General features: G+C 38.2%; 18 protein-coding genes. 12 read left to right on the top strand and 6 right to left on the bottom strand.

Annotated elements, in window-relative coordinates; translation table 11 throughout:
- Window positions 1-34 precede the first annotated feature (34 nt).
- The 7 genes from WA249_RS11945 to WA249_RS11915 all read left to right on the top strand — a co-directional run bounded on the left by WA249_RS11945 (window position 35) and on the right by WA249_RS11915 (window position 4,395).
- Entirely contained in the window at window positions 35-544 is a 510-nt protein-coding gene (locus tag WA249_RS11945) for a DinB family protein (protein WP_336169142.1), read from the top strand.
- Window positions 545-846: 302 nt separating this feature from the next.
- Entirely contained in the window at window positions 847-1,374 is a 528-nt protein-coding gene (locus tag WA249_RS11940; RefSeq protein ID WP_336168951.1) for a PadR family transcriptional regulator, read from the top strand.
- Between the two features lie 13 nt (window positions 1,375-1,387).
- The gene (locus WA249_RS11935; protein ID WP_336168950.1) at window positions 1,388-1,777 is read left to right on the top strand and encodes a Fur family transcriptional regulator; all 390 of its coding nucleotides are present in this window, start codon (window positions 1,388-1,390) and stop codon (window positions 1,775-1,777) included.
- A 21-nt stretch (window positions 1,778-1,798) separates the two neighbouring features.
- Window positions 1,799-2,095 (top strand): DUF3861 domain-containing protein, encoded by a 297-nt coding sequence (locus tag WA249_RS11930; RefSeq protein WP_336168949.1) that lies wholly within the window; start codon window positions 1,799-1,801, stop codon window positions 2,093-2,095.
- 167 nt (window positions 2,096-2,262) lie between these two features.
- Entirely contained in the window at window positions 2,263-3,210 is a 948-nt protein-coding gene (locus WA249_RS11925) for a pirin family protein (RefSeq protein WP_336168948.1), read from the top strand.
- Window positions 3,207-3,614, top strand: a complete 408-nt coding sequence (locus WA249_RS11920; RefSeq protein ID WP_336168946.1) for an OsmC family protein — start codon at window positions 3,207-3,209, stop codon at window positions 3,612-3,614. Before WA249_RS11925 ends, WA249_RS11920 begins: the two co-directional genes overlap by 4 nt.
- 112 nt (window positions 3,615-3,726) lie before the next feature.
- Window positions 3,727-4,395 carry a glutathione S-transferase gene (locus WA249_RS11915; protein WP_336168944.1) on the top strand — a complete coding sequence of 223 codons (669 nt, stop codon included), beginning with the start codon at window positions 3,727-3,729 and terminating at the stop codon, window positions 4,393-4,395.
- 40 nt (window positions 4,396-4,435) lie between these two features.
- Here the strand turns inward: WA249_RS11915 and WA249_RS11910 are convergent, their stop codons facing one another.
- Both WA249_RS11910 and argS read right to left on the bottom strand, forming a co-directional pair.
- Complete coding sequence (locus WA249_RS11910; protein WP_336168942.1) at window positions 4,436-5,050, bottom strand: SPOR domain-containing protein; 615 nt, start codon at window positions 5,048-5,050, stop codon at window positions 4,436-4,438.
- A 154-nt stretch (window positions 5,051-5,204) separates the two neighbouring features.
- Window positions 5,205-6,995: an arginine--tRNA ligase gene (argS, locus tag WA249_RS11905; protein WP_336168940.1), complete on the bottom strand. Its 1,791-nt coding sequence runs from the start codon at window positions 6,993-6,995 to the stop codon at window positions 5,205-5,207.
- A gap of 495 nt (window positions 6,996-7,490) precedes the next feature.
- Between argS and WA249_RS11900 the strand changes: the two genes are divergently transcribed.
- Both WA249_RS11900 and WA249_RS11895 read left to right on the top strand, forming a co-directional pair.
- Complete coding sequence (locus WA249_RS11900) at window positions 7,491-9,188, top strand: NAD-dependent malic enzyme (RefSeq protein ID WP_336168938.1); 1,698 nt, start codon at window positions 7,491-7,493, stop codon at window positions 9,186-9,188.
- Between the two features lie 260 nt (window positions 9,189-9,448).
- Complete coding sequence (locus WA249_RS11895) at window positions 9,449-9,892, top strand: hypothetical protein (protein ID WP_336168936.1); 444 nt, start codon at window positions 9,449-9,451, stop codon at window positions 9,890-9,892.
- 142 nt (window positions 9,893-10,034) lie between these two features.
- On the opposite strand, the gene WA249_RS11890 is transcribed toward WA249_RS11895, so the two are convergent.
- Window positions 10,035-10,955 carry a Dyp-type peroxidase gene (locus WA249_RS11890; protein WP_336168934.1) on the bottom strand — a complete coding sequence of 307 codons (921 nt, stop codon included), beginning with the start codon at window positions 10,953-10,955 and terminating at the stop codon, window positions 10,035-10,037.
- A gap of 159 nt (window positions 10,956-11,114) precedes the next feature.
- Here WA249_RS11890 and WA249_RS11885 point away from each other — a divergent pair, with 159 nt between their 5' ends.
- The gene (locus WA249_RS11885; RefSeq protein ID WP_336168932.1) at window positions 11,115-11,741 is read left to right on the top strand and encodes a LysE family transporter; all 627 of its coding nucleotides are present in this window, start codon (window positions 11,115-11,117) and stop codon (window positions 11,739-11,741) included.
- 1 nt (window position 11,742) lies between these two features.
- On the opposite strand, the gene znuB is transcribed toward WA249_RS11885, so the two are convergent.
- Genes znuB through WA249_RS11870 form a run of 3 tightly spaced genes read right to left on the bottom strand, consistent with a single transcriptional unit; the run spans window position 11,743 to window position 13,814 of the window.
- Window positions 11,743-12,552 (bottom strand): zinc ABC transporter permease subunit ZnuB, encoded by an 810-nt coding sequence (gene znuB, locus WA249_RS11880; RefSeq protein WP_336168930.1) that lies wholly within the window; start codon window positions 12,550-12,552, stop codon window positions 11,743-11,745.
- A 3-nt stretch (window positions 12,553-12,555) separates the two neighbouring features.
- On the bottom strand, window positions 12,556-13,344 hold the full coding sequence (gene znuC, locus WA249_RS11875) for a zinc ABC transporter ATP-binding protein ZnuC (RefSeq protein WP_336168929.1): 789 nt from the start codon (window positions 13,342-13,344) through the stop codon (window positions 12,556-12,558).
- A complete protein-coding gene (locus WA249_RS11870) occupies window positions 13,317-13,814 on the bottom strand; it encodes a transcriptional repressor (RefSeq protein WP_005309148.1) in 498 nt (165 codons plus the stop codon). The genes znuC and WA249_RS11870 overlap by 28 nt, the downstream gene beginning before the upstream one ends.
- A 127-nt stretch (window positions 13,815-13,941) precedes the next feature.
- On the opposite strand from WA249_RS11870, the gene WA249_RS11865 reads away from it, so the two are divergent.
- On the top strand, window positions 13,942-14,781 hold the full coding sequence (locus WA249_RS11865; RefSeq protein WP_336168927.1) for a metal ABC transporter solute-binding protein, Zn/Mn family: 840 nt from the start codon (window positions 13,942-13,944) through the stop codon (window positions 14,779-14,781).
- A gap of 170 nt (window positions 14,782-14,951) precedes the next feature.
- Entirely contained in the window at window positions 14,952-15,350 is a 399-nt protein-coding gene (locus WA249_RS11860; protein ID WP_016139579.1) for an ATP synthase subunit I, read from the top strand.
- The last annotated feature ends 58 nt before the right edge of the window (window positions 15,351-15,408 follow it).

Genomic DNA, 15,408 nt, shown 5'->3' with positions numbered 1-15,408 from the left:
AATTTTAGGCAAATTAATAACAGGTTCTTTATTAATGGATTTAAATACTTTTGAATTATTAGCTCGATACAACGTTTGGTCTACTCAAAAATTAAATCAGGTTTTGAGGAATGTTTCTAATGACGACTTCAATGCTGAATGCGGACTTTATTTCAAAAGTATCGCCGGAACTTTAAATCATTTACTTGTTGGTGAGCACTATCTTTGGTTTCCTCGTTTTTTAGGTAAACCTTCACCGATATTAAAGCTAAATACCATCATAGAAAATGATAAAGATAAGTTGATATTTCAGTTAGAAGATAAGGCTAGTAATTGGATAAGTTTTTTAAAATGTGTTGATATTGAAAAATTTAAATACGATCTACTGTACAAAACATCTATTGGTAAAGAGATGAGCCTGCCATATGCTGAAACATTATTACATGTTTTTAATCATGGAACTCATCACAGAGGGCAAGTCACCGCAGCCCTAACCTCAATGGGATATGATTGTCCTGAGCTTGATTTGATATATATGCTAATCGAAGAAAATCATCACATTTAACATAATGGTAAATGTATTAATTTAAAACTATTATTTTTCATGTGGTTATGCGTTTATTGGGGTTCTGTAAAAGAATAAAGGTGGCATTCGAAATAATTTGGTTGTTTTATAAATATATTTGTTGCGTATTGTTAGTAGATGGAGTGCTTAAGCACTCTTTTTTATTACTTAACTTTTAAAGATGGAAATTAATTTTAATAATTATCAGGGTGATAAATCTATTTTTATTACTTATACTTGATAAAAGATATATTAAGATATATCTTAATAATTATAAATTGATCATTTTTAGGTTTTAAAAGATGAAACAACAATCAGAACATCATCATATTGAACACAGTGAGCATCATCGCGACCATCACCGTTCAGGGCGCCGTGGAAGACTTTTTGAAGCAGGACGTATGAAACTTTTAGTACTCCATCTCATTCAGCAAAGTCCTAAGCATGGCTATGAAATAATTAAAGAAATAAGTGATTTGGTGGGCGACGGCTATACACCAAGTGCAGGTACCATTTACCCAACTTTAACTAGTCTGGAAGAAATGAATTTCATTACTTTGTTAGACGTGGAACGTAAGCAGTATCAAATCACAGAATTTGGTAAAGCTTACTTAACCGAACAACAAGACAAGTTGACCGAGCTACTAGAAAAATTACGACTTAGACGTGAAATTCACAGTAATGATGAACTAATTGAAATTCACCGTGCGATGGAAAACCTAAAAACAGCCTTACGTTTGAAGTTGAACTCGGCGAGTTTACAGCAAGAGCAGATTTATCAAATGGCCGAAAAAATTGATCAGGCTGCGGTTGCGATTGGACGGCTATAAGTTGGGAATCAAAATGTTAGACCTACAGCACAAAATCAAAGAAGCGGGCCTAAAAGTTACTCATCCAAGACTTGCTGTTTTGTCTTTAGTTCAACAGCAAGCAGAAGATCTGACTGTTAAACAGATTTATCAAAAGTTATATGCCCAAAAGCAGAAATTAAGTTTAGCTACAGTTTATCGCGTAGTGAACGACTTAGTAGGAGTGGGTTTAATTTCAAATCGTCAGCCGCAACGAGATGAGGCTAAATTTAGCTTGCCCACAGTCGAGAGTAATCAATTATTAAAAATTCGCTGCACGGACCTAACGGCTGCTAAACAAGAGGAGTTTTTAGCCTCTTTGCGGTCAGTATTTACACAATTTCAAATCGACCTTAAACAGGTTGAAATCATCCAAAGTCATTAAATTTTAAGAGAGAGTTTAGATATGAAACAACATCAATATCATGTTGCTGTACAACATTTAAAAAATCCCAAAGGAGAGGCCTCTATGTATACCGAGCGTCTTGAGTTCTATACGGGGAATCATGACGATATTTTTGAAATTGTAGAGCGCTTAAAAAAAGCAGATTTTTTTGATAATGAAACCACAAAATCTTTTGGAGTTGGACTAAAACTTTTTAGTGAAGTCATGTTAGAAAATCGAGACCATCCTATGTTTCAAGAATTTTTCCCACAATTTGGGCAATTCATGAAAAATCTAAAACAGCTTGTTAAAGATTAATCTGCTTAAGCATTTTTCATTTAGCCTTGATTTTTCTATAATTTAAAAATTATTGTCTCATTCATAACACCCTGTGTATTACTAAAAGACTATATTGAATAATGAGTGTATTGTTAAGATCAGTAAAACAACTCATTGCAAAAGCATAGGTAAAAGAGAGTAATATCATGAGCAATAATAATGATTACGATATTTCTGATTCAAAGGATTGCGAGAAATTTGCCAATCAGTTTATTCAGGAGTTTCCAATTCGCTCTGCTGAAATTGGACAGGGGACGGTCATTAAGCGGGCTTTACCTAGCCGACAAAAACGAATGATTGGTGCGTGGTGTTTTTTAGACCATGCAGGTCCAGTGTCTTTTCAAGCGGGTGATGGTTTAGATGTTGGCCCTCATCCTCATATTGGTTTGCAAACCTTCACTTGGATGATTGAAGGGACCATGATGCATACCGATAGTTTAGGTTCAAAACAACTGATCCGTCCTAAGCAAGTGAACTTAATGACAGCGGGCCATGGAATTTCGCATACAGAAGTTGCACCTGATACAGAAACTCAAATGCATGCTGCTCAGCTGTGGATTGCTTTACCAGATCAAAAGCGCGATATGGATCCAAAATTTGAACATTACCCTGAGCTGCCTATTGTTGAAAAAGACGGTCTAGAATTTACTGTTCTTGTCGGTGAATATTTGGCAACTACTTCTCCAGTAGTGGTCCATACGCCTTTAGTTGGTGTTGACTTAATTGCTGCCCAAGATACTAAAACTCGTATTCCATTAAATCCTAATTATGAATATGGTTTTATGGCGCTTGAGGGTATTGCCCATGTGAATGGCCATGAGTTAACTGCTGACAACATGGTTGTATTAGATACTGGGCTGAGTGAAATTGAGATTGAAGTAAAAAAAGGCAATCGTATTCTTTTAATTGGTGGTGAACCGTTTGAAACGCCAATTTTGCTCTGGTGGAATTTTGTTGCGCGTACAATGGATGATTTAAAAGAAGCTCGTGATCAATGGATTAATCATGATGTGCGTTTTGGTGAAATTCCAGATTATGTTGGTGCACGTTTAGAAGCCCCTGTTCTTCCAGATCAAATGAGAGCATCAAAATGACAGCAGTAATCGCAAGTAGTAAAGCAAAGTCCCTTGCTGAGCAATGGAAGGGTGAGATTACCAGTGGACGCCATCAATATTTTTGTGATGAGCCTGAAAAGCTTGAAGGACAAGATCAAGGCCCAGCACCTTATGATTTACTTACTGGAAGTTTAGCCGCGTGTACGCTCATTACTTTAAGAATGTATGCAAAGCATAAAGGTTATGATTTGGGTGAGTTCTCGGTTGAAATTGATTTTCATACCAATAGAGAGCATGAAGAACATATAGAGCGTCGTATTGTTTTTAAAGACTTACCAGATGAAGAACTCCAACAAAAAATCTTGTTGGTATGTAGTAAAACTCCAGTCACTAAAACTTTGTTACGTAGTTTAGACATTCATACTGTGCTTGTTACAGTGTAAAAATGCTATTTTGTGAAGGTGGATGATTTTATATCCATCCCACAAATGGAATAAAACAGCATGTTCACATGCTGTTTTTTATGTGAAAAGAAAAATAAAAGCAGGCAATAACATGATTAGTTTACACCACCTGGAATGTTCGCGATCGTTTCGAATTTTATGGGCTTTAGAAGAATTAGGCTTAGATTATAATATTCATTATTATCAACGCTTACCTAACTATTCCGCTCCAGAAACATTGAAATGTATTCATCCCTTAGGTAAAGCTCCAATTTTGACAGATGATGAGCAAGTCATCGCAGAATCTGCTGTGATTTTGGAATATCTACAGCAGCGCTATGATCAGAAACATCAATTTAAGCCCATTCAAGCTCAGGATTTACAGCAATATATTTACTGGATGCACTATGCGGAAGGCTCACTAATGCCACTCTTAGTCATGACTCTGGTCATGAATAGTGTAAATAAGCATGTGCCATGGTTAATTCAGCCAGTAGCAAAAAAAATTACGGAAGGGGTGAAGGCAAATTTTGTCCGCCCACGCATGAAAGATCATATTAGTTTTTTAGAAAATTATTTGGCAGAGCATGAATATTTTGCAGGCGACTTTTCATTTGCTGATATTCAAATGAGTTTCCCTCTAGAAGCTTTACAATCACGCTTGCAAGGGAAATATCCTAATATTCAGACCTTTTTACATCGTATTCAGCAAAGACCCGCGTTTCAGAAAGCGAAACAAAAGGGAATGGGTTCTAATGAAAGGGATTGTGCTGATATTTAAAAGAAAAGGAACAATTCTTTGTTCCTTTTTTATTTGCAGTTTATTTGCGTTTGATCACGATAGAATCAATGCCGCTATGTTGTAAGGTCTGTTGAGCAGCCAAGGCCGCATCTTGGGAATCATAAGGTCCCGAAATAACACGGTACCATGTTTGCCCGTTTTCAGTACTCTTAACTACATCCGCAGATAAGCCATTTAAAATGATTTCTGCACGGCGAGCATCAGCTTGATCTGGGTCATTATAGCTGCGAACCTGTAAAATATAAGTAGGTTGCTGAGGAGTAGTGGCTGATTGATTCGTATCAATTCCTACACTTTCTGAAGCAGGTGGTTGAGCTGCACTTGGTGCCTCAACAATCATGGCTGTGCCTTGATTTTTACTTTCAGGAATTGCTTGTTCCGGAATAGGAGTGACTTGCTGTTGGGGTAATAGATCGTAGAAACGATAGTCTTTATTCGTATCTTCTTCTTTATAGTGATCAGAAGTAATCTGATTTTTTGCAGGAACAGGTTGCCAAGGTTTCCAAAGCATAAGCATTACAGCGATACATAAGACCGCCAAAATAGCGACAAGTGTCCCTAACCATTTGGGAATTACGGGCTTTTTAGGCTTGTTAGGTCTTTCAGATACACCGCGTTGCGTTTTGCCAAACACGTGGATTATTCCTCTGTATTTTGATTGTTTTAATTCGAGTTTGATCTCGTATTACGATGCTGAAACAGTGGTTCATATCAGCTATTTTAACTCTACAAACCACTGTTTACTATATATTGCATGACCTTTACTTTACTGCCATGCAATATAATTTTTACATAGATTCTGGTGCAGATACACCAAGTAATTCTAAACCATTATGCAACACTTGTTGTACATTGATTGAAAGTAATAAACGTGCTTGTGTTAGCTCTGCATCATCGCTTAATACTTTATGTTCATTGTACCAACCGTGGAACAAGGCAGCTAATTCTTTTAAGTAGGTACCTATCTGATGTGGTTCATACGCATTGGCAGCTCGCAACACTGCGTCTGGATAAGCTGCCAGCTTAGCAAGAATCTCGGTTTCAGCATCAAGAGATAGGCGAGTAGCATGTGTACGTGCAGCATTTGCATCGAATTGTAAGCCTGTGCTGAGCGCTTTTTCTAACATACGGCAAATACGTGCATGGGCATATTGAATGTAGTACACAGCATTGTCTTTACTTTGTGAAACAGCAAGGTCAAGGTCAAAGTCAATGTGTTGTTCACTCTTACGCATCACGTAGTAGAAACGAGCGGCGTCATTACCTACTTCTTTGCGTAAGTCACGTAAAGTCACGAACTGGCCTGAACGAGATGACATTTGAACCATCTCGCCGCCACGCCATAAACTTACGAACTGAACTAAAAGTACAGTCAATTTTTTAGAGTCGTAACCCATCGCATCAATTGCCGCTTTTACGCGAGAAATATAGCCGTGGTGGTCAGAGCCCCAAATATCGATTAGGTCGGTATAACCACGTTGTAATTTATTTAAGTGGTATGCGATGTCTGATGCGAAATATGTAGTTTGGCCATTACGACGTTTAACAACGCGGTCTTTTTCATCGCCAAATTCAGTCGATTTAAACCAGATGTTGCCATCTTTTTCATAAAGGAAGCCACGTTGATCAAGTGTTTCTAAAGCTTCGTCAATTTTTGCACTAAGAGATGCTTCACTAAACCACTGATTAAAGGTTACGCCAAAGTCAGCAAGGTCATCTTTAATATCATCTAAAATGGCATGAAGAGCAGCTTGATGGAATACGCGGTAGCCTTCACCTAGTAATTGTTGTGAGTTGGCAATAAGGCCATCAATATGTTTTTCTTTGTCGCCAGATAAAACGACTTTATTGCCGTCACTATCTAGTTCTTCTGCATATTGTACGTCTTCTGGCACATCTTTATAGACAGCTGCCACTTCGTGAAGATATGCATCGCTATCTTTATCAATAATAGTCTGTGCTATTTCTTTAACGTAATCGCCTTGGTAAGCATTTTTAGGGAATACAAGGTTTTGACCAAGTAATTCTAAATAACGTAAATAAGTAGAAGTCGCCAGAATATCCATTTGACGGCCAGCATCATTCACATAGTATTCGCGGTCAACTTTAGCACCTGTTGCTTCAAGTAACTTAGCAACAGTCATACCATATGCAGCGCCACGGCCATGGCCTACGTGTAGGCTAGATGTTGGGTTTGCAGAAACAAATTCGACTTGGATCTTTTTCGCTGCGTTTGCCTGACTGCGACCAAAAATTTCTTTTTGTGCTTGAATCTGGTCAAGAATGGCAAAGCGTTGATCTGCATTTAAAAAGAAGTTAATAAAACCAGGTCCTGCGATTTCAGCTTTGCTGATATCTGCTACTTCTGGTAATGCAGCTAGAACTTTCTCAGCTAAATCACGTGGTTTCATACCAGCAGCTTTCGAGCCGATCATGGCAATATTAGAAGCAAAGTCGCCATGGCTTCGGTCTTTGGTGCGCGTTAAGTTGCTTGTGTTATTCCAGTCGGAAGGAAGCACGCCTTCTTGTTGAAGATTTTGCACTGCATGGTCGAGAGCTGCTTGTATTGCCGTATTCATATCAATCGAAAATAGATGTCGCAGAAAAACGTCAAATATAGCAAATTTCCTATGCGTTAGGGGAGTGGATTTAATATTCCAGTAATTCTTTTTGTGCAACTTACTGGGGATTATTTCTTAAATGAATATTGTAGGGTGGATTACTTCACTATTCTAAAAACAAACAAATACAAGCCTTCTGGAGATTTTTGATCAGAAAATTAGGTAGTGAAATCACTATTATTTCTTATAGAAATATATAGTAGTATTAAAATATATAGTTTGGGCTTTAAAATTTAAGATAAGAAAAGATTTTTTAAAAATATAAAATTATTAAGATATTGATATTTATTATTTATTTTTATGTATGTAGTAACTAAATAGTGTTTAATTTTAACATCACGGTTTAAAATACCTATTTCGATGAAAATAGCCTTAAGCTTATACACACAAAGAGTTTTAGAGACCATACAAAACGTGTTTTTCTCTACTCTAAGCTGGAAAATGAGATAGGCAATGATATCAGGACACCCAAGTAAACATCCCCTTTATATCCCATATGCAGGTTTTACACTTTTAGAGTTACCACTTTTAAATAAAGGTTCGGCTTTCACTGAAGAAGAAAGAAGTAACTTTAACTTACACGGTTTACTCCCCCATATTATTGAAACTATTGAAGAGCAGAGCCAGCGCTCTTATCAGCAATATTGCGCTTTCACTGATGATATCAATCGACATATCTATTTGCGTAATATCCAAGATACCAATGAAACCTTGTTTTATCATTTAATCGAAAATCATCTTGAAGAAATGATGCCGATTATTTACACCCCAACAGTAGGTGAAGCATGTCAGCGTTTCTCTGATATCTATCGTCGTCATCGTGGTGTTTTTATTTCATATCCAGATCGTGATGTGATTGATGATATTTTGCAAAACGTAAATAAAAATAATGTAAAAGTAATCGTGATTACAGATGGTGAGCGTATCTTAGGTCTTGGTGACCAAGGTATTGGCGGAATGGGTATTCCTATTGGAAAACTTTCGCTTTACACGGCGTGTGGCGGAATTAGCCCAGCCTATACATTGCCAATTACAATTGATGTGGGGACGAATAACCCGCAGCTCTTAAATGATCCGATCTATATGGGTTGGCGTCAGCCGCGTATTAGTGGTGATGAATATTACGCATTTGTAGATATGGTGATTGATGCTGTGAAGCGTCGTTGGCCAAAAGCATTAATTCAGTTTGAAGATTTCGCACAAAAAAATGCGATGCCACTTTTAAACAAATATCGCGATAAAATTTGCTGTTTTAACGATGATATTCAAGGAACAGCAGCGGTATCTGTTGGTAGTTTGATTGCTGCGAGTCGTGCAGCGGGCAAACAATTAAAAGATCAAAAAATTGCTTTCTTAGGTGCAGGCTCGGCAGGTTGTGGTATTGCAGAGCAAATTGTTGCTCAAATGGTTGCAGAAGGTCTAACCGATGCAGAAGCGCGTGCTCGCGTTTATATGGTAGACCGTTTTGGTTTGATCACTGAGAATCAACCAAATTTGCTCGACTTCCAACGTAAGTTGGCACAAAAAGCTGAGGTGGTTGATCAGTGGGGCAATATTGAAGAAGTGATTTCACTACTTGATGTTGTTAAAAATGCTAAGCCTACAGTGTTAATTGGTGTTTCTGGTCAGCCTGGCTTGTTCACAGAAGAAATCATTAAGACTTTAGCTGCAAATTGTGAACGACCAATTGTCATGCCATTATCTAATCCAACTTCACGTGTTGAAGCTGTACCTGCTGATATTGTGGAGTGGACTGAAGGCAAAGCATTAATTGCAACAGGTAGTCCGTTTGCTCCTGTGAATCATCACGGCAAACTTTACAATATCTCGCAGTGTAATAACTCGTACATTTTCCCAGGCATTGGCTTAGGTGTGATTGCATCGGGTGCTAAGCGTGTTACAGAAAATATGTTAATGGCATCAAGTAGTGCTTTAGCAAATTGTTCTCCATTGCTTAAAGATCCACAAGCTGATTTATTGCCACCTTTAGGCGAAATTCAACAAGTTTCTAGAGTTATTGCGTTCGAAGTTGCGAAAGCTGCTATGGCTGATGGTGTGGCAGTAACGATTAGTGATGATTTGTTGAAACAGAAAATTGATCAATCATTCTGGAAGCCCGAATACCGCAAATATAAGCGTATTCCTTTCTAAGGGTGAGAGTGTAGAAAGAGGAGCTTAAGCTCCTCTTTTTTTATTAACTTACCTTGGCCTAAATGATTCTTATATTTTCTAAACTATAATAGTTAATAAAATATAAAACAGATTATCCAGTTTTTATAAGATGCATATTATCAATCTAAAATAATAAGTTATTAGTAAATCTTATTTCGGTTAATATTATCTATACTTACGGGTTGATGACTTTGATTAAGATCAGTTCTTAAATAACACATAATTATGAGCACTTTTTTATGAAGAATATTTATATTTTAATTTTTATAGGCGCTTTAATGGCTTGTAGTGATAAAAGTCCGCATAAAACGCAAAATGATTCTAATCATGAATCTAGTGTAGTGCAGACGGAGATAAATAAATCAGGCTCTGTTGCAAGTGAAAAGAAAGAGAGTGTGGATAAGGCGGTTAAAACAAAAGAAGTTGATCAAGTAGGGCAAATCTCTTGTTCAAATCCAAATATTACAAAATGGTATGGTTTCAATGACAATATTGTTGAGTCTAAATGTGAAGTCGTAAAGAGCTTTCAACTGTCAGCTTATAAGTGTGATATTTCTAAAAATGCCTTTGGTGAAAATAAAGATGCCATTTTGCTAGAAAATCAAGATAAACGAATTTTCGTTTATTCAACTTCTAAAGACTGTAATGAAATGGTTGAAATAAGAAATGCTAATGGGCCTTAAGTTTGTATTTAAGAGTAGTTTTTATTAATTTATGCGAGAGATCCATAATATCTATATAAAATGACAACGTATTTATTTTAGCTCTCTTCGGTCTGAAATAAAAAAGTAGCTACCTTGCTTGATAGCTACTTTTTTTTAAATTTTACCCTTCTAGAATTTCTTCTAGTAATTCTTCACTAGGTGCAAAGTAATAAGCACCATCAAGTGGAGTCACGAAGTGCAATAAGCGGTCGTGAATACCATCTCCACTTGTGCCGAACATGCGCTTTAACATGGCATCAATAATGGTGAGGTCTTTGGTATAAGCAATGAAAAATAAACCTTGATCACCTCGGCCGTCGCCATAAGGTAGGCTATGACGTAGAATTTCCATTTCTTCGCCTTCATCATCCTCAACAACAGTGCGAGCAACATGGGCATTTTCTGGTTTTACGTCATCATCTAATTCAATAGATTCAAGTTTGGTGCGGCCCATAACATTTTCTTGCGCATCAACTTTCAATTTTTTCCATTTTTCTAAATCATGAGCATAGCGCTGTGCAAATATAAAACTGCCATCGGCAAATACTCCAGCCTCTTCGGGTAGAAGAGCTGTTTCTGCACGGTCATCAGGGAACTGAGGATTTTCCGTACCGTCTATAAAGCCCGTCATATCTCGACCATCGAAATAGCGGAAGCAAACACGCTCATCAAGAACTTCGACTTTATCTTGAATACCTTCAAAAAATGCTTGGCTTAATGCAAAACAAATATCAGAGCGCATGCTGGCAATGTGAATGAGCACATCTGCTGGCACAGCTGGCATGTTGAATGCACCTTGTTCTGGCTCAAGCTGTTTAAATCCTTCAGGAGTTTGCGAATAGAGCTGTTTCCATAGTTCAGGACCAAAAGCGACTGCTGTTTTAATTTGGGCATCAGAATGCTGAGTCATTAGACGGTCACGTGCTTCAAATAAAGCTTCAATTTGTTTTTTTAATTCATCAATTGATAAGTCTTTTAAGCGAAGAACAATGAAACGAGCATGATCTGATGGCAATGGCAAAATGACAGATTGAGCAGTCATTGGAAGGTATCTCCTCAATTATAATTTAGTATGAGCTTTAATTATTGTGCCTGATGCGAAGAGTCGTTAGTAGTCTATTTGCTGATTTTATTGTTTGAATTATGACTAAGATAGCTTTATAAAACAGTATAATTCCACTTTTATAGTCTATTTTTTGCTATGTCTCTGCAAGTTTGGTTCGCTTATATGTTGGCCTGTTGGGTTATTAGTATCTCACCAGGTGCGGGAGCAATTGCTTCAATGTCGAGTGGTCTAAACTATGGTTTTAGGCATGGCTATTGGAACGCAATAGGCTTGCAAATCGCTTTGCTACTTCAAATTTTAGTGGTGGCAGCAGGCGTGGGGGTTTTATTTGCAACGACACCTTTGGCTTTTCAGTTTGTTAAATGGTTTGGTGTGATTTATTTGTTATACCTTGCTTATTTACAGTGGACAGCGCCTATAAAAGATATAGAAATCCAACAAGAAAAAAGAGATAAATCTGTATTCGCGCTATTGTTAAATGGCTTTGTGGTCAATATTAGTAATCCCAAAGCGATTGTATTTCTATTAGCTGTTTTACCCCAGTTTCTAGATTTGGGTAAGCCTCAGTGGATACAGTACCTGATTATGGCTGTAACAATGATTACGATTGATTTGATTGTAATGGCTGGATATACAGGGCTAGCATCAAAGGTTCTAAGATTACTTCGCTCCCCTAAACAGCAAAAATATTTGAATCGGGGTTTTGCTGTGATGTTTAGTTGTGCGGCTTTATTATTAAGTACAGTTCATCAGACGTCCTAATTTAGGCCGCCTGTGTTTGATTTTTTAGCTTTTGAGTTATAAAAATAACAGCAAAAGTTAATGCCATACATAAAACAATACTCAAGCCTGTAGAGATATTAAGTGCTGCGCTTGACCATAGGCCTACACTCACCCCAAGCTGGGCTAACACAAATGCCCAAACGACCATTTGCTTTGGCGAGTTTGCTAGTAGGCGAGCGCTTAAAGCAGGTATTACGAGTAATGCACCCATAAGCAACGAACCTACCGCACGTAAGGCTAATACAGTAAATAAAGCCAATAGCAGCATAAAAATAAGACGTTGCCAGTTCGCATTTACCCCTTCACTAATTGCAATATCTGGATCAATTGCAAACTGTATTTGCTGCTGCCAAAAGCGGTAAAGAATTGCGAGTGATATCGCAATAATTAAAGTGAAAACAGGTAAATCGGGCCAATCAATGCTAAGTAAATCACCAAATAAATAACTTAAAAGTTCTGGTCTTAAACTTGGAACATGTTGAATAAACAACAAACCACTACAGAGTAATGTCGCTGAACATAAGGCTAAGAGCGCATCATTGGGTAAGCGATTGTCATGTAGGGCCCATAAAATTGCGACCAGTAAAATCGCAGTGCCTGCAACCCCAAGCCAAAGAGGAAGACTTAAAGCACCTGCGATCGCAACTCCAAGTAATGTTCCGTGTGCCATCGTGTCAGCAAAAAAAGACATGCGTCTCCAAAGCATTAGACAACCAAGAGGTGCAGTTAAAAATACCAGCAAGGTTCCCATAATCCATGCGGGTAACAATAATTGTAACCATTCCATCATGGCTTAAGCTTCCGGTTCTGGGTGGATGTGAGGACGGTCGTTATGAGGGCAGGGGTGTGCTGCATCACCGTGAGCGCAATGATCATGATGATGTTGGTAGAAAACCCGTTGAGTTCCAAAAATAGCCTGATATTCAGGATGTTGTTGAATATTCTCGGGTAACCCACTACAGCAAATATGTTTATTCAAACACACCACACGGTGTGTTCCTTCCATCACCCATTGTAAGTCATGAGAAACAATTAAGATTGCACAACCATATCGTTCTGGCAGACTACGGACATATTCATAAAGTTCAGCTTCTGACTGAATGTCTAAACCTTGCATCGGTTCGTCAAGAACTAAAATGTCTGGTTGGCGAAGTAGTGCGCGCGCTAGTAATACGCGTTGGCGCTCACCACCGGAAAGTTGTTGTACTTTTGATTGTTGTAACTTGGAGATACCTGTGTCTTGAATAATTTCCTGACGCAGAGCAGGGCTGCACTTTTCTAAATCAAGTAGATCCTGCACACGTAAAGGTAGACTGTGTGAAGGATTAAATTTTTGTGGCACATACGCCATTTTGAGTTTTTTATAATTAACAATGCGTCCACTACTCGGCTGGAGAATACCAAGTAGAACTTTAATCAGTGTTGATTTGCCAGCACCATTTGGCCCGATCAAAGACACAATTTCATTTTGATGTAGAGCAAAATCAACTTTTTTTAAAATTTCCCGATTATCACGATGAACAGAAACCTGCTCAAGCTGAATTAATACAGGATCTAGCGAGTTGTGCGGCACTGTTGGCATTTCCCCGAAATTTCAATAATGCTATGTTGAGCCACGAACTCATCTGACGCTGCAAGTTGATCAAGCTGGTGAGTTAAGCCTTGAGAAGAGGCTTCTTTAACCATGTGACATTCGGTGCAAATTAAGAATGCTGCTTGATGACCTTCGCGAGGATGGCAACAGGGAATATAGGCATTAATAGAAGTTAGGCGATGGATCAAACCTTTTTCTAATAAAAAATCTAAAGTTCTATATACAGTTGGAGGAGCAGCTGGGCGATCAGTTTGACTTTTTATACGTGCGAGCAAGTCATAAGCACCCATTGGGCCCGACGCATTTAAAATGAGTTCCAAAACTTCTTTGCGCAAAGGCGTAAGTCGTGCGCCAGTCGCAGAACATAAATTTTCTGCTTCAGCTAAACGGTTTGCGACATTATGGTGATCATGCACCCCATGCAAAGAATCATGATGTTCATGCGAGCAGGAACTCATAGAAATAACCTCGAATTTTTAACGGAATATTAGCATGAAGCGATGCTTCATTCGATTAATCTTAGGTATTTTTGTAACTTTGTTATATTATAACATGCTTCGAGCTAATTTAAATTGATGGTCTGTCATGTTCCGTTTTTTTGTTTTCAGTATGTTCTCTCTTTTGAGTACGTTAGGGTGGAGTCAGGGTTTGGTGGTTTCTACACACCCGATCTATCTGATTGCAAAAGAAGTCACTCAGGGTGTTGAAGAACCACAACTCTTATTAAAGGGACAAACTGGGCATGACGTACAATTAACTCCAGCGCACCGTAAAGCAATTAATGATGCATCTTTAGTAATCTGGCTGGGTAAGGCTCATGAAGCACCTCTAAATAAATTGTTAGGTAATAATAAGAAAGCAATTGCCTTATTAGATAGTGGCATCGTTTCTGTTTTACCGCTGCGTAGTACACGCGGTGTAGCTTTACCTAATACAGTAGACACCCATGTATGGCTAGAGCCAAATAACGCAGTTCGAATTGGTTTCTTTATTGCTGCTTTACGTTCTCAGCAGCATCCTGAAAACAAGGCTAAATATTGGAATAATGCTAATATCTTTGCTCGTAAGATGTTTCAGGCTGCACAAGTTTACGACAGTACAAGTAATGGCAAACCATATTGGTCATATCATGATGCTTATCAATATTTAGAACGCTCATTAAACTTAAAGTTTGCAGGCGCTTTGACAGATGATCCTCATGTTGCACCAACAGCAGCTCAAATTAAGTATCTTAATGATAATCGACCAAAAGATCAGATGTGTTTATTGGCAGAAAGTTTTACCACTAAAAGCCAGTATCAAAAATTAGGTAACATTACTTTTCAACCCGTAGACGAGAGCATGAATAACGAGGATGATTTCGTCACTGCATGGAAGAAACTGGCTATAAAAACAGATAAATGTGTATTAAGTACGCAAAAGTAAGATAAAAAATAAACAAAGGCTGACTGTAGCGTCAGCACCACCTGTCATGAAAAACCCCGACTAAAGTCGGGAAAAGATTGCATGTTCAGGGGTGTAACTCTATAATGCCTGCGATTAAAAGCGATCATCAGCTAAACTTGTCAAGCATTTATGCTGTGAGTGGATAAATAATGAGCCGAACTAGTCGCTTGATTGACCGACGATTAGCAAAAGCTTTGGTCTTCTTACAAGCATGTATGATCCCTGTTTCCGCCCTCGTGGCGTGGAGCATAAAAGACATGACAGCAGCATTAAGTGCGGCACTTGGTGCACTGGTTTGCTGGCTTGCAATGAGTTATTTCTCGTGGCAATCCTTCAGAACAGCAGGTGCGAGAGCATCAAAACAAGTGCTGTCTAACATGTATAGGGGCATGTTAGGCAAATTTGCAATCATGATCGTTGGATTTATTTTGATTTTGAGCAATGTTAAACCTTTATCACCGTTAGCATTGCTGTTTGGTTTTATTCTCGTTCAGGCAATGTCGTGGGTCGCTCCGTTTTGGGTGTCACGTCAACAAAAACGGGTGTAGAAACAAGAAGAATTGAAGATTTTTTGGAGGGTGGCGAGATATCGACAGTACGCCGATG

This window comes from Acinetobacter sp. 161(2023), assembly GCF_037027805.1.
Taxonomy (GTDB): domain Bacteria; phylum Pseudomonadota; class Gammaproteobacteria; order Pseudomonadales; family Moraxellaceae; genus Acinetobacter.
The sequence above is the reverse complement of the archived record's forward strand: the minus strand, read 5'-3'. Positions and strand labels throughout refer to the sequence as shown.